Source organism: Paenibacillus sp. GYB006, assembly GCF_036577645.1.
GTDB lineage: Bacteria > Bacillota > Bacilli > Paenibacillales > Paenibacillaceae > Paenibacillus.
Map to the genome: position 1 here is coordinate 301,306 of NZ_JARBDA010000004.1, position 26,131 is coordinate 327,436.

Below are 26,131 nucleotides of genomic sequence, written 5' to 3' on the forward strand. Positions count from 1 at the left end.
TAAGAAAAGGGAGGAAACTGCTCATGCGTGAAAGACAAGGACATGAAGGTAGACAGGGACGTAGAGATCATGAACATCGAGGTCAGCGAGGCCCGAGGTCATCTGATAAGGAGGGAAAAAGAGATTTTAACGGGTCTCATCATAAAAAGGTCCAAACGTTTCGGCGCGGAAGAGCGATTGCTTTTTTAGAGAAACTCCAAGTAAATCGTTCGACTTTACAGCGTCAGTTAGAAGATCCGCAATTTGAATCAATTAAACAAGTAATCTGCGGTGAACTGAAGGCAATCGAAATGGTGATGGATGATTTTATCCATATGTTTCAGCTTGATGTGACGGAAGGCAGTGTAGTTGATGCATCAGAAGAAGTTACTCAATCAGTAGAAGATGCTAATGAAGGAGGAAAAAATCAAATTTGATGCCAAACGGTATATTAAAGCCCTATTTTAAAGAAACATGGAAAATCTATGTCTCCTCGATCACGCTTCATGCGGCAGCAAGTATAATCTTTGCTTGCTTCCCTAAAGTTCTCGGTTACTTTACAGATCGTCTGCAAACGGGGGATTTAATCAGGGACGATGTAGTTCGTTATAGTCTATTACTGCTATTTATCGGAGCAGGTTATGCACTGATTGGCGGATATGGCCAGTATCTCATCATGTATGTCGGACGTTTATTTGAACTCATCACTCGCCGGAGGTTATTCACGCACTTATCTGGACTTAGTGAAGACTATTATTCAAAAAATGGTACAGGAAAGCTTTTAAGCTATTTTATGAATGACGTTACGGGTGTAAGGGAATCGATCTCGATGGGGATCAATCAGATGGCTATGGGATCGATGTTATTAATATCTTGTATCGGAGCTATGGTTCTTAGTGATATCCCGCTCTATCTTATTGCTGTAGCTGTTGGACCCTTATTCTTGATTCCGTGGATTGTGACAAGGTTTGGACCCTCTATTCGTAAACGGTCTTTAAAAGTACAGGAGTCACTTGCTGCCATGACGGAGTCTGCGGAAGAGCAGTTTGGCGGTATACGTGTTACGAAAAAATTCGCAGTAGAACAGGTCATGATTAAACGGTTTGGTTCTTATGTTGATCAAATACGTGATAATCAGCTTTCCCTTATTCGCATCTCATCGTTATTTCAAGCACTTATTCCGTTTCTTGGGTCTATGTCTTTGATTCTAGCGATCGCCCTTGGCGGTTATCTCACCATTAATGGAAGGATCACGCTTGGGAATTTCGTTGCACTGACATTATATGTTCGAATGCTTATAGGCCCCCTTCAGCAGATCGGGAACGTAATTAATACCGTGCAGAGGTCAAGCGCCTCCTTACAGCGACTGAATGATCTCGTAACTGTGGAGCCGGATATTAAAGAAGCAGAAGACGCTGTTCCACTCGAGATGAATCAAGCAGCAATACATATCGAAGGGTTAAGTTTTACCTATCCAGAAACGTCTCAGCCAGCACTGCACGATATTGATCTGTACATTGAACCCGGTATGACGGTCGGTATTGTTGGACGTACAGGAAGCGGTAAGACGACCCTTGTGAAGCTGCTACTTCGAATCTATGAGTCTCCAAAACAAACGATCTCGATCGGCGGAATGGATATCCAGCGCATAGAACTTGAAAGTTTGCGCAGCCAGATTGCTTATGTACCACAAGACGGCTTCCTCTTTAGTACAAGTATACGAGAGAACATTGCTTTTGCTAAAAGGAACGCAGGACAAAAAGAAATCGAGATCGCGGCGAAAAAAGCACGAATCTATGATAATATTATGGATTTTCCTGATCGATTTGAAACGAAACTTGGAGAACGCGGCATTACTCTATCTGGAGGACAAAGACAGCGAACAAGTCTTGCACGAGGTCTTATCAAACAAGCTCCCTTCATGATTCTAGATGACAGCGTAAGTGCAGTCGATGCGGTAACGGAGACTGAAATTCTACAGACGATTCAAGAAGAACGCCAAGGAAAGACCACGATTATTATTGCGAATCGAATTAGTGCTCTGAGGCACGCAGATCTAATCATCGTTATGGATGAAGGAAGAATCGTGCAGCGAGGAACGCATGAAGAGTTATTAGCTGAAATTGGGCCATATGCTGTGCTTCATGCGATTCAAGAGGAGGGAAGTAAGCATGCCGTGTCCTATTCATGTTACCGGGAATATAGAACATAAGTCGGAAGGCAAGCCGAAACCAAAGTATAAGTCAGCCTTTCGAATCCTCGGTTCCTATATGATTCCGCATCGATTTACGTTTATTTTGGTTGTCATCTGTACGATCATTGCCATTGCATCCGAACTGTTTCAACCTTATTTAGTCAAAGTCGTTATTGACGACAACCTGATGACGGGGGAGAACAATTTTAATCGGATCCTTATCATCTGTATGATTTATTTTGGTTTATCAGTTTCAGGATTTGTGTTTACTTATTTGCAGAACAATTTACTGCAATACGCAGGTCAAAATATCGTAGCCAAAATAAGAAAAGAGTTATTTGAACATATTACAAAGTTCTCTATGTCTTATTTCGATAAAACACCGAACGGCAGTCTGATTACTCATGTTTCCAGCGATACAGAAGCCGTTAACCAATTCTTTAATCAAGTACTGCTCACCCTTTTACGAGATGGTCTTTCGTTAATTTTTATCATGGTCATGATGTTCCAGCTTGATCCTACGCTTGGCGCATATTGTCTCGTTCTACTTCCGATCATTGCACTGATATCAATCTCATTCCGTACCTATATGCGAAATACGTTCCAGATGGCTCGTACCCGGCTATCCCGGCTTATAGCGTTCGTATCAGAGAATCTATCTGGTATGAATCTGATTCAGGTCTTTCAGCAACAGAAAGCACAAGCAGATCAGTTTAATGAAAAGAATGAAGCCTATTTTAAAGCAAATCTGCGCGAGATTCGTACGATGGTTCTATTTAATCGTTCCTTTGATTTACTTAGTAATCTAACCATCGCTTTTGTGACTTGGATTGGCGGTTTAGCCGTACTCGGTCATACACTAGAATTTGGTGTACTATATGCATTTATTACGTATATTCGTCAGTTCTTTCAGCCGATCAATGCGATTACTCAGCAGTGGAACACACTACAATCTGCTACGGTTGCGGTTAATCGGATCTGGAGCGTGTTTGATACGAAAACGGAGATCTTGGACCAGCCGAATACACGCCATGTAGATCTAGAATCCATACAAGGACGTGTTGATTTTAATGAAATCACCTTCGGATATAAAAGCGGACAACCGGTATTTCGCGGGTTAGATCTTCATATCCGCCCAGGAGAGATGATCGGTGTCGTTGGTACAACGGGGGCAGGGAAAAGTTCGCTCATGAGTCTGTTATGCCGGTTTTATGATGTGCAGGAGGGAAGTATCCAAATAGATGGTCATGATATTCGTGACATGAAGCAGGAACAATTGCAGCGGGTCGTCGGTCTTGTTCAGCAAGAACCTTATCTGTATGCAGGCAGTGTTATTGATAACGTCCGAATGTTCGACGACACGATCAGCCGTGAAGAGGTCATTCGTGCTTGTGAGTTCGTAGGAGCAGATCCAATGATAGGTCGTCTGCCTGATGGATACGATACGAGATTGTCTGAGCGTGGGAGCGGGTTATCTGCTGGAGAGCGTCAGCTTTTGTCCTTTGCACGAATTATCGTCTATCGTCCGAAAATTCTTATTCTCGATGAAGCTACCGCTAATCTCGATTCGCAGACAGAGCAGTCGATTCAGCAAGCACTGAATGTCGTATCCAAAGGTCGAACAACCCTTGTTATTGCGCACCGTTTATCAACGATCATGCATGCGGACCGTATTGTGGTCTTGCGTCAAGGAGAGATTGTGGAGACAGGAACACATAAAGAGCTTTTAGAGATAGAAGGTTTTTATGAGGAATTATATCGTCATTCTAAGGGAGAGGGTATCCCTTTAACCCCATCATATGTCTGAAAAGGGGGATCTAAAAAAAAGTGCCAAGAGAGTCTATATGACTTTTGGGCACTTTTTATTTTGTAGAGTGATAAATAGGAATCGCTATTATTAATAAGTGAACTTAATATATATTATGTTAACCATTGATTGGATTCCTACATAGATTATCTTTATACATACGGTTGAATAATTTATTTTTAACTTGTAGATAACAAACGGTTTAAAGTCAGTTGTTGTATTACAAATATAATAAGAGTGGAAATATAGGAAAAGATGACCTTGATCTCAATCTAACGAGAATAGATCGCTTCATTTCATAGGGGGGAACTTCAAAAAGTGAATTCGAAGACAAAGAATACAGTGGTCATTACACTGCTGGAAACAAGTGATGTGCATGGTCACATTTACCCAACAGATTATCGGGGGGCAGGTGATAAGCCGCTTGGTTTTGCGAAACTGTCTACAATCATTCGTAAGGAACGGGAAATAGATCCGCATCTCTTACTTATCGATAACGGTGACCTTTTGCAGGGAACTCCCTTCATGTATTACTATGCTAAATACGATAGAACAGGGCTGCATCCGGCAACGAAACTGTTAAATCACCTTACATACGATGCAGCTGTACTTGGTAATCATGAATTCAATTACGGTTTAGAGCTGCTGAATAGCCATATGAAAGACGCTAGGTGTCCTTATTTATCTGCCAATATCGTAACGGAGTCCAATGGTGATCCGGCATTCGGCCCGCCTTACCGAATATTTACGATGCAGGAAGGTATCCGTGTTGCCGTGCTCGGTATAATAACGCATTATGTTCCTAACTGGGAAGATTCGGCGAACATCCGTGGACTTGAATTCAAAGATGCGTTATCGTCTGCACAAGAGTGGATTACTCATATTCGCAAAACCGATCAGCCGGATGCTGTCGTCGTCTGCTACCATGGAGGATTTGAATGTGATCCAGTCACCGGAAAGGCTACAGAGCCTCTTACAGGGGAAAATCAGGGCTATGAGATGTGTATGCACCTCGAAGGGGTGGATGTTTTGCTCACGGGACATCAGCATCGGCTACTTACCGGAGAATTAAATGGAGTGTTGTATGCGCAGCCTGGTTCAGCTGGACAAGCGATTGCTAAAGTGGAACTTCAATTTGAGCAGGATGTGCAAGGCAGATGGGGAATATGCGATAAGAAGGCACAACTGATACATGCAAGCGAGGCAGAAGCAGATCAGGAAGTGCTTGCGCTTTTTGCAGAGGCGGAACGAAATACCCAGGCATGGCTGGATCAGCCCATTGGCAAAGCAGAAGGCGATTTATCGATACCCGATCCATTTACAGCTAGACAAAAGGATCATGCCTTCACAGAATTTATTAATCGGGTGCAGATGGAGGTCACGGGTGCAGCTATCTCCTGCGCCTCTATTTTTACCAATAAGGCAAAAGGGTTCTCAGAACACATCACCATGCGTGACGTCGTATCTAACTATATCTATCCAAATACCCTAAAGGTACTTCTACTGACAGGCCGTGATATTCGGGATGCCCTGGAGCAGAACGCCCTTTACTTTACGCTCGAGGAGAATATCGGGAGATTACAAGTATCCGAGGGGTATCTGCAACCTAAACCGCAGCACTTTAATTATGACATGTGGGAAGGCATCGAATACGAACTGGATATCTCAAGACCCGAAGGGAGCCGTGTTAGTAAGCTATTGTTTAACGGTGCTCCTATGAACCTGGACGCTTCCTTTGAAGTAGTAATGAACAGCTACCGAGCGGGTGGAGGAGGCAACTTCGGAATGCTGATGGATAAACCTGTGATCCGAGAAATACCTACTGACATGACCGAGATTTTGGCTGATTATATCAGGAAGCGAAAGGTTATCTATGCATCATGTGATCACAACTGGAAGGTCGTCTTCTGAAAAAGACCATTATCTATTATTGGTATATACAAAAAAACCTCCAATACCATGGATCCAATGGATTCGGAGGTTTTTGCTGTCTTATTTTGATGAAGATAACTACTGCTGAACAATACTTATCCATGGATGAGTTTGGAACGAAGGCGGTTTGATACCCATTCGATAAGGAGAATTAGAACCACTAAACCGATTAAGATCGAGCCGACTTGATTCCAACGATAGCTGTTCATGGCAAAGATCAGTGGTGCTCCAATTCCACCAGCTCCAACCAATCCGAGGATAGATGCTTCACGCATATTCATGTCAAACCGATAGATCGTAACCGATAGGAATAATGAGAACAGCTGCGGTAAAATGCCGAAGCGGATTTTTTCAAAGGTCGTACAGCCTAGGGAGGTCATCGACTCTAGTACTTTCTTATCCAGCTCTTCAATGGTGTCGACATAGAGTTTCGATAACATTCCGATCGAAGTGAGTCCTATGGTAAGCACACCTGTGAATGGTCCAGGTCCGGACACGCGGATGAACATTAAACCGTAGACCAGCGCTGGAATGGTTCGAATCATAATAAGGAGTAGTCTTGTAATCCAAGCAATCGGTTTCGGAACAATATTGGAGGCCGCTAGAAAAGCGAACGGAACAGAAAGCACTGCACCTACAAGGGTACCCAAAAAAGCGATGGCTGTCGTTTGAATAAGTAAATAGATGACACCTTGTTTAGATAAGTTGAACAGCAGCTCTAGATCCGGACTGCCCAATCCTTTTAGGATGTTCAGCGCGATCACGAATCCATTCTGATTCATGTCTTTAAAGCTTACTGTGTTTAAAGACCAGATGAACAGAATAAGCACAATAGCCGTAACGGTTAGCACATACCTGTGATTTCGAGGGGAAGCCAGCATTTGCCTTTCTATTGTTGTCATCAAATTAGCCTCCTCAAGTTAACTTTTTTCTGAAATGCTCGCTGATCGTTTCAATTACAAATACGGTGACGATCAGCGACAAAATAATCATTCCCACTCTGGAATAATCTCGCCAGCCGATGTTCTCATGGATCAGCAGGCCAATTCCTCCAGCACCTACGTATCCGAGAATAGCTGCGTATCGCACGTTTCCTTCAAAACAAAATAAGGAAGTAGATAGATAACGAGAGAGCACCTGCGGATATATCGAATATCGAAAGGCCTCCACACGGTTCATCCCAATCGATTCCATCGCTTCAAAAGATCCCATATCGACGTTTTCGATCTGTTCATATACTAATTTACCGACATAGGAGAGGGTAAAGAGCATAATGGCCACCAGTCCTGCCATCGGGCCTAAACCGAACACATAGGTAGCGATCAGTGCCGTTACTAGCGTAGGCAGCGTTCTAAGCAGGCTGAGCATGATTTTAAATACAGCTACGACGGATTTATTACGAATGACGTTAGAAGAAGCCATCATGGCGAACGGAAGAGCCAGAGCAGCGCCAATAATAGATCCTAAGAAAGACATTTGCAAGGTTGAAATCATTGCATCCCACAGGTGAGGAAAGTAACTCCATTTTGGAGGAATCATCTCGCCTATAATAATAAAAAACTGATTGATCCGGTTGAAGAGCATTTGAATATCGAAATCAGTCAGTTGGGTGGATGTCGCTGTTAAGGCGGCAAGAATCAGGAGTATGAAGGGGAGCCGTGATCTTTTCTCCATGATGACTTTTCCGTTTGACAGAACCAGCTTTTTTGGAGGGAAGAGTTTATCATACATGTCCTGAAACCACCTCTAACGTAGATGCAACTTCTTCGTTCTTCTCATCAGCATCAGAGACATTTCCATAAATGGTGTTCAAAACTCGCTTTGTTACCTCAGAGGGCGCACCATCAAATACAATTCCTCCTTCACGAACCCCGATAATGCGGTTTGCATACTCCAGAGCGATCTCTACATGATGGATGTTCATGATCACGGAGATATTCATGGTTTGATTGATTCTCTTGAAATCTTCCATCACAATTTTAGAAGTTACCGGATCAAGGGAGGCGATTGGTTCGTCCGCAAGGATGATGTCTGGATTTTGGGCGAGTGTACGGGCAAGCGCAACCCGCTGTTGTTGTCCGCCAGATAGCTGATCTACACGGATATACGCTTTATCCAAAATTCCTACTTTATCTAAAGCCTCTAATGCTAAGAGTTTTTGTTCTTTCGTAAAAATGCCGGTCAGCTTACGCCATATGGATAGATCCGGTACGAAAGAAACGAGCACGTTTTTTATTACACTTATTCGATTGACGAGATTGAAAGATTGAAAAATCATCCCAATTCTTCTTCGGAAACGGCGAATTTGTTTGCCGCGTAACTTCGATACATCCACATGGTCTACTAATAACTGTCCATCTGTAATGTCGTGCATCCGATTAATACATCTGATGAGTGTCGACTTGCCAGCGCCGGATAAACCAATGACGGCTACAAACTCACCTTGTTCAATCTTTAGATTTATGTTGCTCAGAGCGGTTGTACCGTTCGGGTACGTCTTTTGTACATTCATAAATTCGATCATGGAAAAACTCCAATCTTATAGTCTTCATCTGCCAAGCAGAAAAGGAGAACATCTTAAAAATCACGATGCTCTCGCTTTTTTAGCTGATGCTTACCTGATTTATGCTCTATTAGTTTTTCATTTCTCTAATAATATCTTGAGCTTTTCTTTCAGCATCATAGTCTGAAGATTGTGCTGCTTGATAACCTTCATGGCTATAGACTGCAATTACTTTTTTGCCATCTTCCGTTTGTGCGATGGAGATAAACGCCTGTTGAAGGGCTTTTTTAAGATCATCCGTTATAATCGGACTGTTTTTACTAACGCTGATCGTATCATTGTAAATTCCATCCGTTACGGCGATTACATTGGTTTCATCCCAAATGGAGCCAGGGCGACTAAATTCATTCGTCCATTGTTCGCTGTAGTCACGTCTTGCATCTGCGAAGGCTACAATAACATCGACTTGTTTAGCTGCTAGACGGGCAAAGGAGCTGCCGTATGAGTCAGATGTAACCACGTGTGCTAGATCAGTAATGCTTTTATTAAAGTTTTCTTGAAGCCATAGGGTAGGGTAGATATATCCAGCAGAGGAGGAGGTAGACATCACCGCCCAATTCGCATCGTTTACATCTTCCCATGTCAGATTTCCGCCATTGTTGACTTTTTCAGCTAATGCCTGTCCTTTAGCCGAAGGGCCTGCGATGAATAGGGAGCGATAATACGTTGCCTGGTCAGTTGTCGGTTCGGTTGGCTTGTTATCGTTCCAGTCTTTAGCTAATTCAGAGTCATTAGACAATCCTGCTCGTGTTGCCGTTAAAATAACGTCAGCTCCATCATCGTATAGAGCATAAGTTCCACCCGGTACAAATCCGATATCTGTCGTGCCTGCAGTCAAAGCTTCACCTACAGCTTCATATGTAGTGCCTACATCAATGCTGATTTCTCCAACATTGAAACCTTCTGTTGCCAATTGCTTTTTTAGTAATTCTTTTAGTGGATCCGTTGCTGTAATAATATCCTCTGGATCTTTGGATGGAACAAAACTGATTCTCAGCTTCTCAATATCCTTTGATTCAGTACCTGTATCACCCGATGTTTCGTTGTTATCAGCACCTGAAGATGAAGAGTCCGGGGAAGATGTGTTTTGCGGCGAACTACTGCTGCTACTGGTTCCACAACCTGCGATCAGCGCCATGACTAAAGTGAATAACGTGAAAAGCATGATTCTTTTTTTCAATTCATTACCCCCGATTATATTTGTAATTTTCAAAGGCGGACGGAAGACGCTCGCTATTGAAAGACAAACTCATTGTATAATCTCTTTGTTCGTGATTTATAAAGGTGATGTCAAACTAATGATAAAATTTGCGGAGATATCCTTTGTTTTGTCAAATAGGATGTGATGATGATGTTTTTTAACATGAAGTTAATAATCCAAGTGATTGAAGTGAGAATTGGTGGGATCATGTTGCAGTTTTTTTGATTTTTGAGGAGTGGATTGTGATAGGTCATAAAAGAAGATGCAGAAGATGCAGAAGATGCAGTGAATATTAATTTGAAAATAATGGCAAAATAATTAATGAGGTGAGCAGATCAGAAAATATATAGTGGGATCTAATTTAATAGATTAGAGTAAAGTAGCTGGTTTAATTAGGATAAGAACATTATGGAAAATTAATTAATAAGAATAGTTTTGATTGTTGAGAGTTGTGATTGATTGTTTAGAATTAAAGAAAAACTAATGGAAAGTAAACAAAAAAAGCTGCAAATGAACAAAAAGAAGCAAAGACCAACAATAAGCTTGATATAAGAAGAACAAAATAATCAATGAATAATCTTGATCCATAAGCGTTTTTTCTTATACATTTTCACAAAACCCGTATTTTGTACATATGTCTTAATCCCCCTGAAGCAAAAAAAGTTACAAGTCTTCTCCTCGCCTTCGTAAAATAAATAAAATAGATTTAGTTTCTTGTATTCCATACTAAATTTCTCCCCTATATTTTGACTACAACATTGTCTTGTTGATTATAGGTTCTTTTTTAACTACCTTTGTTGGGTTACGCTGACTGATGTCTCATCTCAGCCTTTTAGTTTACTTCATCAATCAAATAGCCCTTTAGCTGAATAAACATAGATTCCGATTGTTGTAAGGTCGAATTTATCTTAGTTCAGATACCTATCAATGTGTTCCAATTCAAATAATCCACTCTCACGGATGAATTGCTTAAGTAAATAATTATGACTGCTTCCATAAATGACAAGAATCCGATCATCTTCTGTAGCCAATCTAGCAATGTTGGAATAAATAATTAAGTTTCTCATGTACCACCAACGCAACCAGAAGCTTCCGATGTAATCTGGGTATTCACCGAAACGTGCTCTGTACCGAATATAGTATTGATGATCGAAAGCATTTAGGACCGCTTTCAAAGTAAGCAGATTGGTGCATTCTCGCTAATGTAGTACTGCTGTAAGTAATATCCGCCATTTTTGTTAGTATAGCGTTATTTTTAATGCCATTACTGTGAATAATCTTGTTTATAAATGAGTCCGTAAAATAAGGTCTGAAATGTGTTCGGATTTGGGAATAGCTTGAGAGATCGGTGGCCTCATTTATTTTTTCATTAAGTACATTTATTCTTTCCTGACTCATTCTCCAAGACTTGAGCGGCTCTGTATAAATATAAACCTGCTCTTGACCGATCGTAATGGTTGCTTTTCGTTCTTGTTGAGACCACAGCGCTGTTCCGCCAAACGCTTCAGCAAAGGCACGTGCTGGTATATAAGTTGTTCCACTATAAATTTTTGCTGGCACATCAAGACTGAAAGCAGCGTTATTTAATAAAGCATCGCGAGAATTAATATGCAACAATAGCTCTCGTTTTCCACGAGTAATCGTAATGCTTTTCTTTTCCTGGTTCCAGACCACTTCTAAATCGAATCTCTCTGAAACTGAACGTAATGGAATTAGCATTCTTCCATTTTCAATTTTTCCGTTGTCAACCATATTCGTAAAAGAATTGGCGAAGCTTATCGCTGGACTACCGATTATTAAAGTGCACACTAAAGATAGAGTTAGTGTGATTATTGTTTTTTTCAAAGATGCTTCCTCCCGTTATTCCATTAAAATCCTTAGATCATTTGAAACTATCAAATATCCTATATGAATTAATTAATCCTAGCGATAATCAAATCCCTTCATACTTTAACCAAAATAAAGTCTACAACTATCCCTCTAGCATTTATGCCGAAGGGATCAAGCAGAAATTGACTAAGTTATTTTTGTTCAAATATGATAACCGTTTTGGGATTTGCCATGTATTCTACGGGGGATCCTAACAACTCAGACACTAAGCGTACGGGTATAAACGAACTATTCTTCTTCAACAGTAATGTAGCATCAAATAAAACGGTTTCTCCATTTACGCTTGCTTTCTTATCATTCACTATCCAGCGGATCGTCGTGTTGTCTTTGCTGATCGTTACCTCTTTTTTGCTTTGGTTCCACCCTACCTTCGAACCCAATCGCTCTGAGACAAATCGAATCGGGACATACGTTCTGCTCGATGCTATAAACGGGGCTTCGCTTAGCACAAAGGATCTCTCCCCTACATAAGCAGTTCTACTCCCGATCACTAATCGCTGGGCTTTCAGTTGGGAGGATCCATCTCCACCGAGCTTGTTGAGAAGTTGATACGTTTTGGTCGTACTTCTTAGATCCAAATAGTTACCGCTTAAATCCAACGCGTATCTTATTGCTCCCGTATCATAATGAGGAGAACCGAACGTATGATTTCGAATGGGATCCAAATTCCATACACGGTTATCTGCTAGATATAAATAATGAAGTTTGCTGAGGGATTTCAATGGCTCAAGATTGTAAACCAAATTAGAGTTTAGATTCAAGGAAGACAGGTTAGCCATTTTTTTCAGTGAATCTAGATTCTTGATCTGATTGTTTTCCGCGGAAAGAGCCCCCATTTGTGTCATCCCTTCAAGCGCACGGAGATCCGAGATTCCATTGCTTCCGATGTTAAGGCTCATTAAACTTTTGGATAGCGGCTTAAGTGGACTCAGGTCCGAGATCCGATTTCTCGCTAGTTCTAAATTTTTTAGCTTGGTTAGTTTGCTCAAGGGCTGGATTTTCGATATCTGGTTCCCGTTCAATTTTAACCATGTTAATTCTGTGGCCGATGATAAAGCCGTAATGTTCGAGATTTGATTATCGTCCGCTTCGAATGTATGCAGACGCCCAAGCTGCTTGATCACATCAATCGACGAAATTTGGTTTCGGTTTACTATTAACATTTCCATATCCGTCATAACGGACAAATCCTGAATTGAAGCGATCTGATTGCCGGAAATATCAAGTTCGCGAATCTTAGTCAATGGCTTGAGTGGCATGATATCGTCAATTTCATTATTGGACAAGTCAACATATCTCAAATTTGAAGCGTATTGCAAGCCTTGAATGCTTTTAATTCCTCGTCTTGAAAGATCAAGTAAGGTTAATGATTGCATATCTTTCTGCGTAACGGCGGCAGTCTCGTCTTTTTCTAAAATCTGCTTTATTGCTTGCTCCAATTGCTCGTCCTGAAAACTTATGTCCAGTGAAGCCTGCTCCATATATGCCCTTCCTGGTAAGCTGACCAAGATCACCAGAACTAATACTAGGCCTGATAAAACCTTATTCATTACGTTCCTATCTCCCCTCTTCTACTGATGTCTAATGATAGTGACGTTAATTATTCATAAATGTTTCTCTCCAATTTTTTCCATAATGCCCAAAAGACGATAGTATAGCAAACTGAAGATTGATTTGTGGTTACAATGTTTTTGTCACCCGACATTTAGTGTCATACAAATACACCATAAACCATATAGCTCGATTTTTCGTTCTGTTTTTTTATAAGTTCCCCTTCCTTTTGCAGTAAAAAAGCAATTCGGATTTAATCCGATTTGCTTTTTCTTTGAATACTGGTGCTCCGGTACCGCCAACGGAAAGGCCAAGCGATGTCAAACCCTTTTCAAGTGCCGGCTTTATCATTCATCCTGGATTCCCGGCAACTCATAACGTTGTTACAAATGGCAATCCTAAAACATCAGCTATTGTTCCGCATTTTTATTAATTACTCCTTTAATCCTTCTAACTCCAGCAGCAGAAGACTGTTCTTTTTTAATACTGAATTTTCCTAAGTTTGTTGTATCTTCTACATGAGGTCCTCCACATACTTCTCGACTCCAAACTTTCCCTTCGTTATCTTTGATTGTATACACCTTAACGATATCTGGATATTTATCCTAAAAATTCCTTTCAACATTACTTTCTTTCGCTTTAATTTTAGGCATCTCTGAAATATAGGTAACTGCTTTTGATGAAATCGCATCATTCACATACTTCTCCACCGCAGATATTTGCTCTGACGTAAGTTTTTCATCATGACTGAAGTCAAACCGTAATCGTTCTGCAGTAATATTACTTCCTTGTTGATGAACATGATCACCCAAAACTTCCCTTAAACCAGCAAGTAATAAATGAGATACCGTGTGCAGCGCTGTTGTTTCCGTTGAATGTTCAGCTAATCCACCTTTAAATTTACCCGCAGAAGCAGTTCTGCTCTTTTCAGCATGTTTCTTTGCAGCCTCTATATAAGACGTCTTGTCCTCCATGCTATATCCAACTTCAGTTAGAAACTCTTCCGTCAACTCCAAGGGAAACCCATATGTTTCGTAAAAATAAAAGGCATCTGCACCTGTAACTTTACCCTTATTCTTAAGATGTTTTTGTATTTCAAATTCTCCTTGCTGTAAAGTTCTATAGAAAAGATTTTCTTCCTTATTTACGATTTCGATAACTTTCTTTTTATTACCGATCAAATCTTCATAAGCTGTTGCTTCATCTATGAAAACTTCAGACAACTCGCCCACAAAACTTCCTTGTATACCTATTTTTTTACCTGCACGAATTGCCCTTCTTAATAACCTTCTTGTTATATACCCTGCATCACTATTAGCTGGCTCCGCACCATCATTAATTAGAAAAGTAGCCGCTCTCACATGATCAAGTATGATTCTAAACGACTTTAAATCGTCAGTATATTGTTTACCACTTAACTCCATTAATTTTTTCTTGGGATTAAGGAAGAAAGCCGTATTATAAAAATCCTTGTCACCATTAAGGGCTGTTGCAACCCTTTCTAATCCGCCTCCATAATCAATATTGGGATTTTGCATTTTTACAAATCCTGTGTCTTCTTTTTTGTAACACATAAATACGTTGTTCCCAATTTCTAAAAACCTCTGGCTTACAGAAGCAGGATGATCCAATGAATCACCGCCTGGTTCAAGATCATAGAACATTTCACTATCAGGCCCACCCGGTTCACCAACAGGCATATCCAATGGACTTCCGGATCGACTCCACCAATTTTCTTTTTCATCGTATAGGAATATTCTTCCGCCTCTAGATGCCCCATATTGATAGGGATCATCTTCAATGATAGGTTCTATACCAACGGATTTATATTTTTCTGACCAGATTTGAATGGCTTCCGTATCTTTCTGTATATTCAAATCATCACTTCCTATAAAAGCACTGATGTACAGCCTGCCAGGATCAATTCCTAATTCGATAATATGCCAATTCCAAATGGCATCGATTTGCTTTTTCTTATAGTTATTTTCATTTGCTTTAAACTCCCATCGACCTATCATTTCAAAAAATGTCAGATGCGACGTATCTCCTACTTCATCAATATCCACTGTCCTTAAACACTTCTGGATATTAGCAATCTCATTACCTATCGGATGCTTTTCCCCCAATAAATAGGGAACCATAGGTTGCATCCCACTTCCTGTAAACAACGTTGAGGGATCATTCTCTGGTAACAAGCTAGAAGAGGGCACTTGGCTAGCCCCTATTCCTTTCATAAAATCAATATATGATTTTCTTAACTCATCTGGTGTCATTTTCACCATCCTCAACACCTCCATTTCAATTATTATTTATTCTCAGAAAAATATTTTTCAAATATTTAAACGAGAAGAATTAAAACAAAAAAGCCCTAAGCCGACATATTTCTTGTCAACTTAGGGCGAACTATTATGTCCGTGTTACCACCTAATTTCAGATTTCTCTGCACTCTATCAATACGGGATATCTCCGATATTGTTTCCTGAATAACGGTGGAACTCCGTTGAAGCCTACTAAGATTCCTCTGTTCGGTTCACAGCTCCGAGACTGCTTCACTATTAGATCAATGAAGATTCGCACCAACCATCTTCTCTCTGTGAGATCCCTAATAGCTACTATTTCTCATCATAGCCTTTTCGTTTTAAGTTAAACCAATGCTATCACACTCAACTTATTCTGTAAATTAATTCCACTATTTTTTATAAGGTAATGATTTTCCTTGAAGGCTCGATGCCGAAAAGAAAACGGAGGTAAAACACATGAGAAAGACAGCCAAGGATCTTCGTGGCCGTCTTTCTCATGTGTTCGTTTCTTCCAAGCTTTTGTTGGCTTGATGGCAATTATGCAATATCAACCATCGCAACATGTTTTTTCATAGCGTTCATTCCTCTTTTGACCCCGATGCAGCGGCATGTCCTGTAGGTCGATTTCACTTACCTCGTTACATCCTCCACCGTTGTATATCTCACTTCTGAGTGTCTGCAAAACCAGACTCTTCACATCATGTGACCATTATTTGAAGAGATTACGCCTGTCAATAACGCAAATACATTCAAGAGCAATCTGTCACCTAGTCTGACTATTTCATCTGTTCCTGAACCCAGATCGCAGAACCGGCCAGCATCTCCATCAATCCGTTAAAATGAGGCGCTACCTCCTGAAATGGATAATCTCCTGCATAGTCGTGGATAAGTATCAAAACTTTACCCGAATTCCGTTCCAGAACAGCAATACTTCCTTCTCCAAAACCGCCAATCGGGAACGGATTCAGGTCTTCAGGCAGGTCGCATTCTCTCTTATACTCTTGATATGCTTCCACAAATGCAGGGTACGCCCAGTCCAATTCCTGTACGGAATAGAGCGCAGGATCACCGAAGTTGCAGGCACCGTAGTACAGCAATAGGTCTCGGTACGACTCGGGAAGAATAACGTTGTACTTTTTCTCAAAATCAACGATCGCCTGCTCCGATTCCCGCGTACAGCTCATCCCCATTTCGGTCTGATATGCCTGATTCAAAAGAATCCGAATTGGTTCTAATGCCGCTGATTCCATGAAACATCCTCCTTTTATAGGTGAGATAAAGCCTGTCATCATTGTACGATGTAAAATATTATTGATTAGGCCCTCGATCTAACGAATTCGAGTTCGTCTCTTACTGTTAATAACAATACAACTCTGATAGGGTTTTATGAAATAGAATTTTTTAGCCTTCGTTATTCCTGGTTGTCATCATCTCCAGCAAGCCACGTAATGCGGCCGATAGATGTTTCACTATGGGCATGTACAAGTTCCACTTCTAACCTACAGTATAGCTCTACTCATCGACGTTATTATAGAATTCTGATCAACCACGATTAATATATCGTAGCCGAACATAATACGCCGGCTGCAGTTGTGTTGCCTGGACTATAGTCTCCTCTTAACTCAGTTCTCTACCTATGACAGCGGATTGTTCTTTAAAATACATTAAAGCTGCACAATAGTTTAACCACAAAAATTCTGCCGGCTCAATCGGGAGAATTTTTGCATAATCGGCCCACGTAGCACTTAATAGTGCTCTCGAAAAAGGATTAATAATTCGCAAACTATACTGTATCACCAGGTAGATAAACGAATTACGTCAATCGTTCAAATTATTTTATTTTATATTTGCAAAGTAAAATGCTACAATGATGAAATCTTTTTAATTTTGATCGGAGGCAGACCGTTGTAAAATCTCATTCCTTTTCCTGAATTAACTGAATATAGGGAAGGATGGGTCTAATGCTAACAAAATCATTTCATAGACTCTGGCTTAGTCAAGCTCTATCTATTTTAGGTGACACATGGTATATTTTAGCGCTTGTCGTTACGCTATACCATGTATCTGGTTCTGCCACCATAACCGCTTTGTACCCACTCCTCAGAGCTGCTGGTATGACAGTCGGTAGTATATCGGCTCCTGTTATCATGCGTAAGCTGCGCTTGAACCGTCTACTTGCTACTAGTCTTGGGGGACAAACTCTTGGCTTGAGCTTGCTGACCATATATATGCTACTAGTTGGTGAAGATAATCTCAATATTTCAATATTGGTCGGGATAGTTTTCGGAATATCTATTCTGGAGGGTGTGGCGGTTCCCGTGAGATCGTCTCTTGTTGCTCTAACCGTACCTGAAGCTTCGCTGCTCAAAGCGAACAGCATTCTATCGGGTATTGTACAATCTTGTTCTCTGGCCGGATGGGCGTTCGGATCAATGACGGTCAGTTGGCTCGGTGCAAGCCAAGTGCTGCTCCTTTCAACTGTGCTATTGGGTAGTGCTTGCTTATCATCCTGCATGATAAGTAAAGTCAGAAACAACACACACCAAACTCCAGCCGGTTCTTGGAGACGCTCGCTTCAAGATGGATGGCGGAATTATTTTATGTTACCGAAGTTACGTGTCTTGTTATGGATGGATTTTTGGGAAGGCTTATTTAGAGGTGTATTCGCTGGGGCACTATTGCTCGTGTTCGTAGGCGAACGATTACATGTTGGTTATGTATGGTGGGGTTGGATGAACGGCGCTAATTTAGGTGGTTTCGTTCTTATTAGCATTCTTATGAGCCGCTTATCGAACGGAATGTGGAATCTTGGGCTCATGCTAGCTGTAGGCAGCGGATGCGTTGCTGCACTAACACTCGGCTTCAGTTTTTCTACTAGCCCGCTGGCGACACTATTTATCATGTTCGCAATTGGGGCTTCCCAAGCCATAAAAGATTTAGCGGAACGTACTTCTTACCAAACAAGCGTTCCAGCTTCAGAGCTGCCACCGTTATTTGCCGCCCAATCATCACTTACCTCAATTTTATATGGAGTATCTTTATTATTATCCGGCTGGCTAGCGGATACCGTAGGAATTCAAATGCTATATATCTATGCATCGGTTGGATTTTCCCTTTCCTTCGTGGGTGCTCTTATGTACCGAAAGAATGCACTGCAAAAAAACAGAACCAACGATACAGAAGACACATCCATTAAGGAGTTAATGAGGTTAGACTTATAATATTTGTTTTGTCAGCTTGATGTGTAGTACCTTATGATCAGGTTATCCAGAACTTACTGGATGGCCTTTTTTTTTATAGAAAAATGTGATCCCTATGCGTATGCTTTTGTTTTCTGAAGATTAGATTATTGCGTAACCTGAGCGATTGCATTGACAAATTTTTTGACTGATTCATTGGCTTCTTTGGAATATAGTAAGCCAAAAGGTACGCTGGTTCCATTCCATTTTAGAGGAATAGTAATGAGTGAAGGATGGATATTGGCCCAACTATCTAACGTTAAAAGAACACTCCCTGTTTGTGCACAGCGGTTAAAAACTTCTATATCATAAAAATATGCGGTATCAATAATTTGAATAGTTGGATGGTTTTCTTCAATATATGCCCGAAATTCATCATTGGGATTGCTGTCTCCCGCCCGAACCATCATTAAATGTTCCTCATGTAAATCTTCTAAATTAATAATCTCCTTAGTAGCAAGTGGGTGATCTGATGATACAGCACAACTTAGCTTATATTCGCTTAATGGGTAAAGATTACAATGCTCTAACCACTGATTTGAACCAAAAGCACCAATAATACAATCGAACTGTGTTCCCAGAGACTTTATCGTATCCATAATTGTATTTTTATTATCATCAAATGGAATGATTTGTAATTTGAATTGCGGAAAAAGTTCACTGACTTTATTCCAAATAGGAATAAATGATTTAACTGGATTTAAAAAAGAACTACCAATTCGTATGATATATGGTGAATCAGCAGCTATTTGACGGGCTTTTTGAACAGCATTTCGAGACAGACTTATGATTCGTTCGGCATCTTCATAATAAGATTGTCCAGCGGGAGTTAATGAAATACCTTGATTGGATCGCTCTACAACAGAAACTCCTAATTGATCTTCTAACAAATTGATTTGCTTCATAACAGCAGTTGTAGAAAGAAATAATTTATCTGCTGCTTTATTAAAACTTCCGCTTTCTACTACTGCAACAAAAATTTCAATTTGACGACTATACATGCAAAGCCTCCGTATAAACCTGTAGTTTAAACTACATTAACTTATCTACTATTCATTGTCAAAAATTTAATACTTATAATGAAATACAGAAACAGAATTAATTAATGTGGAGGAATTGGTATGCAAAAGGTTATTTTAAACAATGGTGTTGAGATGCCTAAGATCGGCTTTGGAGTTTTTCAGATGGAGGATCCACAAATTTGCGAACAAGCAGTCTGTGATGCAATGGATGCAGGATATCGTTTAATTGATACAGCTTCTGCTTATTTGAATGAAGAGGCAGTCGGCAGAGCCATCAAACGGAGTGGTGTACCAAGAGAAGAGCTATTTATTACAACTAAACTTATCATTCAAGAACAAGGCTATAAAGAAGCAAAAGAAGCATTTGATAAATCTTTGAAAAAACTTCAATTAGATTATTTAGACTTATATCTTGTTCACCAGCCATTAGGAGATTACTATGGCTCATGGAGAGCGTTAGAGGAACTATACAAAGAAGGGAAAATTCGAGCGATTGGTGTGAGTAATTTTTATCCTGACCGTTTGATCGACCTCATCCAACACAATGAGATTGTTCCAGCTGTTAATCAAGTGGAGACTCATCCCTTTACGCAACAAATTGAAAGTCAAAAGATTATGAAAGAATTTAACGTACAAATTCAGTCATGGGCCCCTCTAGCTGAAGGGAAAAATAACATTTTTGAAAATGAAAAATTACTTCAGTTGGCAAATAAACATGGAAAAAGCGTAGCACAAATTATTTTGCGTTGGCTTGTTCAAAGAGATATCGTAGTAATTCCGAAATCAATCCACAAGGAAAGAATTATTGAAAATATCAACATTTTTGATTTTGAACTTGATGAATCTGACATGAATCAGATCAGTACGTTAGATACAGGTGAACATTTAATCGTTAATCACCGTGATCCTGATTTAGTCAAATGGTTTGGTACGATAAAATTTGATATTTAATATGATTTATCATAAAAAACCGATTTCCAATAGGATTCGGTTTTTTAATTGAAAGACCAAAGGAGACTAAATGAATGACTAAACAAAATAGCCTACTTATCCTAATTTTGACCGTAGGAGTTTTCGGTATCCTAACGACTGAAATGGGAGTTGCAGGGATATTACCTTTACTTGCTGAGCATTTTGATATCACAGTATCTACAGCAGGGCTGCTAGTGAGTCTCTTTGCACTTGCTGTAGCCATATCTGGCCCCATCATGCCGTTATTGTTTTCAGGTATCAACCGCAAGAAGGTAATGCTTCTTGTTCTGGGTATTTTCATTGTAGGTAACATTGTCTCCATATTTGTATATAACTTTTCCCTATTGTTACTTGCTCGTGTAATCCCAGCCTTTTTTCATCCAGTTTACTGTTCGCTGGCTCTGACAGTAGCTGCTACGTCCGTTAGTAAGGAAGAAGTACCAAAGGCCGTTTCTAAAGTGATTTTGGGTGTAACTGCAGGGATGGTACTTGGTGTACCAATTACAAACTATATTGCTAGTTCCAGTTCACTGGAAATGACTTTTGTTTTCTTTGCCATCGTAAATGCGATTGCCTTCATCGCTACATTGATATTTGTTCCCTCCTTACCTGTTAAAGAAAGACTTTCATATGGAGCTCAAGTAAGTATATTGAAGAAGCCGATTTTTTGGTTAGCTATAGCAACCGTGGTATTTATAGGTTCGGCAACTGCAAGTGTGAATACTTTCATCACGGAATATCTTGAAACGGTTACCAATATAACAGGTACAACCTTAACTTTTGCATTACTAGTTTTGGGCTTAGCAAGTCTAGTTGGAAATTTAACAGGAGGAAAATTACTTACTAAAAATGCTATTAAAACAGCCACATTTTTTCCAATCGCATTAGGAATCGTTCATGTTTTGTCATTCGTCACAGGTAAGTTCACTGTCCCTATGATGATCACTATTGTATTGTGGGGGATATTATTTGCAATAGGAAATAATGTTAGTCAATATTGGATTACTTCTGCTGCTCCAAATGCTCCAGATTTTGCTAATGGAATATTTTTAGCGGGTAGTAACTTAGGAACAACAATTGGCACTGCAGTAGCGGGATTTATCATATCAGGAATGGGCACACAATATATCGTATTAGGAGGAATGCTATTTTTGATATTGAGTTTAGCATCTATTGTACTAAGAAACTATATGTTTAATTCGATAACCAAACAAAGCGCTAGTTAACATTGATTATGAAATGATGTTAGACAAATTCTACAACCTCTTTCACATCAAGCGAATGATGGTTGGAGGAGGCGGAACGATCAATTGGTCTTTTGTACAAAACGGACTAGTTGATGAAGTTAGTGTCATCTTAGCTCCTATCGCAAATGGCGATCCAGAAGCCCACCGGTTCTTCGTCGCAAAAGAACCGTATTCCAGCATTAAAGAAATTGCCTTTAAACTTAAATCCGTTGAAGAATTGGATTACGGAACATTATGGATTCGTTATTCCGTGAGAGAGAATTAGTGTGAGAAACGATAAGTAGGTTAAAACCCGTACTTATCGTTTTTGATTTGAAGGCTCATTTTTAATACCTAACCTCTCGTCTTTACCTTTCAATCCGTGAATCGATATTTGGCGGGAGTGATTCCGTGCTCTCGTTTGAATATACGCACAAAATAGTTTAAATCCATACCTACCATTGTCGCGATCTCACCTACAGACAGCTCTGAATGTTCAGATAAAAGCTCTGCCCCTTTGTGTAATCGAAGGCGCTGTAGATAGTGACTGGGATTCACGCCATATATCTCTTTAAACTTACGTTGAAAATGCTGCTTGGAGTAACCGACCGTATCTGCAATATTAGCGAGGCTTAAGTCTTCCATATAATGCTGTTCCATATATTGTACCGAGGCGCGAAGCATTTCTTTGGCGCTCGTGCTCCTTCGATAGTTTTGCATTGGCTTCTCGCTATGAGTCGTTGTAGCGATGTACGTTATCATACTATATATTTTCGTAGAAGCCGTATGATATGGATCGCTCTCCTCAGTTTCACTTACATGCCATAACTCCTTGATATCTGATTCAAGCTGCTGTATCGTTGATTCATTCACTGAGATTGGTTTCATAATTGTAAGTTGTAGTGCGTTAACAAGGGACTCAACAAAGCTTCCCTCGATTCCCATATATCCTAATAGCCAGGGTTCAGTTGCCGATGGACCATAATCATGAGCGAGTTTGCCTGGCACAAACAAGATATCTCCCCTTTTCATCTTAATGTAAGGCATGTTTTCAAAGTGAAAGGTACCTGATCCTCCAAAGCAAATCATGCACTGAAATGTTGGATAACCAATAGGCCGATGCATCATGTGCTGGTGATGTAATCCGCAACTATACAATGACAATGGTAATTCGATTTTGCCTTTATTATGAAAAAGCCTGAATGGTAACATGCTCCTCTTAGATCTCTCCTTCAAAATGAGACAACAATACTGTTCTGAAGTACTGCAATCTGAATGTAGTTATATTCTAATCTTAGACTTATATATAATTATAGATCAGTAATTAATCGAAATGAACTAAGGATTGATTAATCCCAACAAGGTGATGAACTTAGTTCATGATTAGTACCCATCGTTAAATAAAACCAGAACCCTCTCAAATGTAGGATTCTGGTTTTTAAATACATGAACTCATGTTAATAAATCTACGCTGCTTCAAATCTACTGTATAACTTTCTTAATGGTTCTTGCTTTCAAACTCTCTATAGAAATCGTCTCGTATTTCCGATACCGCAAGGTAACATTGCTTTCCATTCAACAACCTTGCTGGTACTCTCCACACATCTCCATAATAATAACTGTCAGCAACGAGTTCTTCATCTGCGTAGATTTGTGCTACATCGCCATAGTAATCAATATCTAAGAACCCTTCTGATCCTGTAACGGAAATTTTTTGCCATTTGACTTTTCGCTCCCCGCCTATATGAAGTTGCTCTGTATGTTTCGGTTCAAAAGGAGGCTGTTCTACATCATAGTACGTAATAGCAGGTGCTGTATAAGATTGCTGAATAGACTTTCGGTTAAATCTTACACCATTCCAATACCAATATTGGAATTCACCGTCTTCCACAGAGCGAATGTCGTCAGCAACTTTATACAGGTCACATCCATCACCTACATAAAGCTCCCCATCCAGTCTGCGCAGATAACGTGCCTGATCCCAACTAAGTGTAACAACAGTGGTGCCGTTGACCTGAAATGCAGATTCAAACCCCGCCTGAGCTGTTATATTCTGTCCATCACTAAATTGATATTCTGCTGTAATTCCAGGAATTTGCGCAAAGAAGTAGGTATCTCCTTCTCTGCATAACGGTTGCACTGTGGCATAGTCAAGAACAATACCTGACAACACCATGTGGAACGGCATGAAGAAGCTTACTTCACCACATACATTAATCGACGGGAATATGACACTGCCTGTATCAATTATAACGTTCTGCACATCTTTAAGCTTAGAAAGCCTTTGATAATGGTTAACAAATACATATCCACTCTTACCATCTGTCCGCATCACATATCGCAATGAGGTAGTATCCTCTCTTGAAACTGAATTCTCAGCTTCCACTCTGGTCATCGGTGCAAGTGTTTCTTCAAAATCCTGTACAAACAAATGAAGGATATTCAGCAGTCTGTACTGCTCTCGAACTTCTCCATACTCCGATAATGCACACTGAAAATCATATGAAAGAATGGGATAATCATTCGGATAACCTGTTGCTTTTGATTCCTGGAAAGTCGACAGCTTGCCAATTTTATTGGTTCCACCATGGTACATATAGTAGCCAATCAGATTGTTACCATCACCAATCTTTACAAGCGATATGCTGTAAATATCCATACCTTTAATTATTGGTCTGCGGTGATGTGTGACTTGAATACCTCCACCCAATTCGCAAGTTGCAAATGGATATCTTTCATATGGCAATCGCCATTGCCCATCTTCTTCAATTTCTTGAGGAAGGAGATCAGCTCCTATGCCTGTGTCATTTCTCATACCAGTAAAGAAATAATGAGGAGATGGCGGAAGTTGATTTAGGTGATCGTCCCATGGAGCATCACAGTATCCCCCAAATACAGGAAACACCTCATCAACAGGAATTCGAGCTCCCTCCACAGCATTCCATCCAGTTACCGTATATATTGGAGCAATCATACCGCAATCCACAGCCATTTCTTTTAACGTGGCCAGATGCTCAGCATCATTGGTTAACTCATTTTCCAACTGAACGGCAATGATGTTTCCTCCATCTTTGTAGAAAAGTCCTTGTACCTGCTTCGAAATATTTTCATAAAAGATATGTACTTTCTTAAGATATTCTGGATTGTTCTCACGCAGCTTAAATGGTTTCTGGAGCAGCCAATCCGGAAGTCCGCCGTTCCTGCATTCGCCATGCGCCCATGGTCCAATCCTTATAACTGCTTCAAGCCCAGCCTTCTTACATTCCAATATAAAAGCACGGAGATCATTGTCACCTGAGAAGTCGAATACCCCTTCGCTCTCTTCATGATAGATCCAGAACACATAGGTAGATACAAGCGTTATTCCGCCTGCTTTCATTTTACAAAGCTCTTCATACCAGTCACTTCTATTGTATCTGGAATAATGAAATTCACCCATGACCGGAATAGAAGGCTTACCATTGCGTGTAATATATAAACTTGTTACACTAATCTTTTCTCCTACAGGATTTTCCCCTCCAAGATTTAAATGATTTTGCAAAACCTCAGGTTTCTGATATTTTTTAAATTTATACATCACAGTCTCCCTCTCGTAATCTAAATCTTAATCTTGTCTTATACTGATGTCATTGTAACGTAGAGGAAGATCGGTACGTTAGGATTATCATGATGATAAAATAGTACAAAATGAACATTTTTATGAAAGTAAGTATGTAAACAGAAATGCTCGGTAAGTCATAGTGAACGCATAGGTCTACATTCTCGGCTGAATTGCAAAGCTGGAAAGAACTTAAAACAAGTGAAAGTGTTGTATCTGTAGAATTGACACACAAAAATGGAGCGATATCCCAACAAAGGGATACCACTCTATTTAACCCGTACATCTAATCACTATTTAGTTATGTGTCAGATCGATAATCGGTCTATGTTCTTCTTCTTGGCTCTGGACAACAACTTGTGCTGAATACCTTTTTCATGCGCTTTACGCGCGACATCAATTCAGTGATTATTAAATTGTAGACAAACTGGATTCCCTTTCTTTATTCTGCCGTTCATAATCTATAACGGAACCCATAACAATGCCTAATAACATTCCAAAACCGGCCCCCAGTGCAATACTGAAACCTATGTTAAGGTCTAAGAAATCACATATTATCATGCCTATACAAGCCCCAATAATAAATCCAACAACAAGAAATACCGATAAAAATTTATGTTTATCGTTTTTCATCGTTTCCTCCTCAAATTGATCTTC

General features: G+C 40.0%; 22 protein-coding genes and 1 other annotated feature. Of the genes, 8 read left to right on the top strand and 14 right to left on the bottom strand.

The window, feature by feature from the left end:
• The first annotated feature begins 23 nt into the window (after positions 1 to 23).
• From PV403_RS12640 to PV403_RS12655, 4 genes are all read left to right on the top strand, one after another.
• Positions 24 to 416: a hypothetical protein gene (locus tag PV403_RS12640; protein WP_332084871.1), complete on the top strand. Its 393-nt coding sequence runs from the start codon at positions 24 to 26 to the stop codon at positions 414 to 416.
• Positions 416 to 2,191: an ABC transporter ATP-binding protein gene (locus tag PV403_RS12645; protein ID WP_332084999.1), complete on the top strand. Its 1,776-nt coding sequence runs from the start codon at positions 416 to 418 to the stop codon at positions 2,189 to 2,191. Before PV403_RS12640 ends, PV403_RS12645 begins: the two co-directional genes overlap by 1 nt.
• Entirely contained in the window at positions 2,151 to 3,980 is a 1,830-nt protein-coding gene (locus PV403_RS12650; RefSeq protein ID WP_332084872.1) for an ABC transporter ATP-binding protein, read from the top strand. Before PV403_RS12645 ends, PV403_RS12650 begins: the two co-directional genes overlap by 41 nt.
• A gap of 318 nt (positions 3,981 to 4,298) precedes the next feature.
• Complete coding sequence (locus PV403_RS12655) at positions 4,299 to 5,891, top strand: bifunctional metallophosphatase/5'-nucleotidase (RefSeq protein ID WP_332084873.1); 1,593 nt, start codon at positions 4,299 to 4,301, stop codon at positions 5,889 to 5,891.
• A 116-nt stretch (positions 5,892 to 6,007) separates the two neighbouring features.
• Here PV403_RS12655 and phnE (PV403_RS12660) read toward each other — a convergent pair whose 3' ends face one another.
• The 10 genes from phnE (PV403_RS12660) to PV403_RS12700 all read right to left on the bottom strand — a co-directional run bounded on the left by phnE (PV403_RS12660) (position 6,008) and on the right by PV403_RS12700 (position 16,667).
• A complete protein-coding gene (gene phnE / locus PV403_RS12660) occupies positions 6,008 to 6,814 on the bottom strand; it encodes a phosphonate ABC transporter, permease protein PhnE (protein WP_332084874.1) in 807 nt (268 codons plus the stop codon).
• Positions 6,815 to 6,827: 13 nt separating this feature from the next.
• Positions 6,828 to 7,643, bottom strand: a complete 816-nt coding sequence (gene phnE / locus PV403_RS12665; protein ID WP_332084875.1) for a phosphonate ABC transporter, permease protein PhnE — start codon at positions 7,641 to 7,643, stop codon at positions 6,828 to 6,830.
• On the bottom strand, positions 7,636 to 8,436 hold the full coding sequence (gene phnC / locus PV403_RS12670) for a phosphonate ABC transporter ATP-binding protein (protein WP_332084876.1): 801 nt from the start codon (positions 8,434 to 8,436) through the stop codon (positions 7,636 to 7,638). The genes phnE (PV403_RS12665) and phnC overlap by 8 nt, the downstream gene beginning before the upstream one ends.
• Positions 8,437 to 8,545: 109 nt before the next feature.
• Positions 8,546 to 9,655: a phosphate/phosphite/phosphonate ABC transporter substrate-binding protein gene (locus tag PV403_RS12675; protein ID WP_442951759.1), complete on the bottom strand. Its 1,110-nt coding sequence runs from the start codon at positions 9,653 to 9,655 to the stop codon at positions 8,546 to 8,548.
• A 929-nt stretch (positions 9,656 to 10,584) separates the two neighbouring features.
• Complete coding sequence (locus PV403_RS12680; RefSeq protein ID WP_332084877.1) at positions 10,585 to 10,851, bottom strand: DUF5694 domain-containing protein; 267 nt, start codon at positions 10,849 to 10,851, stop codon at positions 10,585 to 10,587.
• Positions 10,787 to 11,521, bottom strand: a complete 735-nt coding sequence (locus PV403_RS12685; protein WP_332084878.1) for a copper amine oxidase N-terminal domain-containing protein — start codon at positions 11,519 to 11,521, stop codon at positions 10,787 to 10,789. The genes PV403_RS12680 and PV403_RS12685 overlap by 65 nt, the downstream gene beginning before the upstream one ends.
• A gap of 176 nt (positions 11,522 to 11,697) precedes the next feature.
• On the bottom strand, positions 11,698 to 13,116 hold the full coding sequence (locus PV403_RS12690) for a stalk domain-containing protein (protein WP_332084879.1): 1,419 nt from the start codon (positions 13,114 to 13,116) through the stop codon (positions 11,698 to 11,700).
• A gap of 411 nt (positions 13,117 to 13,527) precedes the next feature.
• Positions 13,528 to 13,698, bottom strand: coding sequence for a hypothetical protein (locus tag PV403_RS25315; RefSeq protein WP_442951760.1), 171 nt, complete (start codon positions 13,696 to 13,698; stop codon positions 13,528 to 13,530).
• A gap of 24 nt (positions 13,699 to 13,722) precedes the next feature.
• Positions 13,723 to 15,399: an alanine--tRNA ligase-related protein gene (locus PV403_RS12695; RefSeq protein WP_332084880.1), complete on the bottom strand. Its 1,677-nt coding sequence runs from the start codon at positions 15,397 to 15,399 to the stop codon at positions 13,723 to 13,725.
• Positions 15,400 to 15,508: 109 nt separating this feature from the next.
• Positions 15,509 to 15,752: a binding site (T-box leader), on the bottom strand.
• Between the two features lie 441 nt (positions 15,753 to 16,193).
• On the bottom strand, positions 16,194 to 16,667 hold the full coding sequence (locus PV403_RS12700) for an SMI1/KNR4 family protein (RefSeq protein ID WP_213533871.1): 474 nt from the start codon (positions 16,665 to 16,667) through the stop codon (positions 16,194 to 16,196).
• A gap of 711 nt (positions 16,668 to 17,378) precedes the next feature.
• Between PV403_RS12700 and PV403_RS12705 the strand changes: the two genes are divergently transcribed.
• Positions 17,379 to 18,638, top strand: a complete 1,260-nt coding sequence (locus tag PV403_RS12705) for an MFS transporter (protein ID WP_213533873.1) — start codon at positions 17,379 to 17,381, stop codon at positions 18,636 to 18,638.
• Between the two features lie 125 nt (positions 18,639 to 18,763).
• Here PV403_RS12705 and PV403_RS12710 read toward each other — a convergent pair whose 3' ends face one another.
• On the bottom strand, positions 18,764 to 19,657 hold the full coding sequence (locus PV403_RS12710) for a LysR family transcriptional regulator (protein ID WP_213533875.1): 894 nt from the start codon (positions 19,655 to 19,657) through the stop codon (positions 18,764 to 18,766).
• Positions 19,658 to 19,777: 120 nt separating this feature from the next.
• On the opposite strand from PV403_RS12710, the gene PV403_RS12715 reads away from it, so the two are divergent.
• The 3 genes from PV403_RS12715 (at position 19,778) to PV403_RS12725 (ending at position 22,162) form a co-directional block, all read left to right on the top strand.
• On the top strand, positions 19,778 to 20,629 hold the full coding sequence (locus PV403_RS12715) for an aldo/keto reductase (RefSeq protein ID WP_213533877.1): 852 nt from the start codon (positions 19,778 to 19,780) through the stop codon (positions 20,627 to 20,629).
• 74 nt (positions 20,630 to 20,703) lie between these two features.
• Positions 20,704 to 21,876: an MFS transporter gene (locus PV403_RS12720; RefSeq protein ID WP_332084881.1), complete on the top strand. Its 1,173-nt coding sequence runs from the start codon at positions 20,704 to 20,706 to the stop codon at positions 21,874 to 21,876.
• Between the two features lies 1 nt (position 21,877).
• Positions 21,878 to 22,162, top strand: coding sequence for a dihydrofolate reductase family protein (locus tag PV403_RS12725; protein ID WP_283771294.1), 285 nt, complete (start codon positions 21,878 to 21,880; stop codon positions 22,160 to 22,162).
• Between the two features lie 89 nt (positions 22,163 to 22,251).
• On the opposite strand, the gene PV403_RS12730 is transcribed toward PV403_RS12725, so the two are convergent.
• From PV403_RS12730 to PV403_RS12740, 3 genes are all read right to left on the bottom strand, one after another.
• Positions 22,252 to 23,088 (bottom strand): AraC family transcriptional regulator, encoded by an 837-nt coding sequence (locus tag PV403_RS12730; RefSeq protein ID WP_332084882.1) that lies wholly within the window; start codon positions 23,086 to 23,088, stop codon positions 22,252 to 22,254.
• A 286-nt stretch (positions 23,089 to 23,374) separates the two neighbouring features.
• Positions 23,375 to 25,453 (bottom strand): beta-galactosidase, encoded by a 2,079-nt coding sequence (locus PV403_RS12735; protein ID WP_332084883.1) that lies wholly within the window; start codon positions 25,451 to 25,453, stop codon positions 23,375 to 23,377.
• Positions 25,454 to 25,885: 432 nt separating this feature from the next.
• The gene (locus PV403_RS12740) at positions 25,886 to 26,107 is read right to left on the bottom strand and encodes a hypothetical protein (protein ID WP_332084884.1); all 222 of its coding nucleotides are present in this window, start codon (positions 26,105 to 26,107) and stop codon (positions 25,886 to 25,888) included.
• Positions 26,108 to 26,131 lie beyond the last annotated feature (24 nt).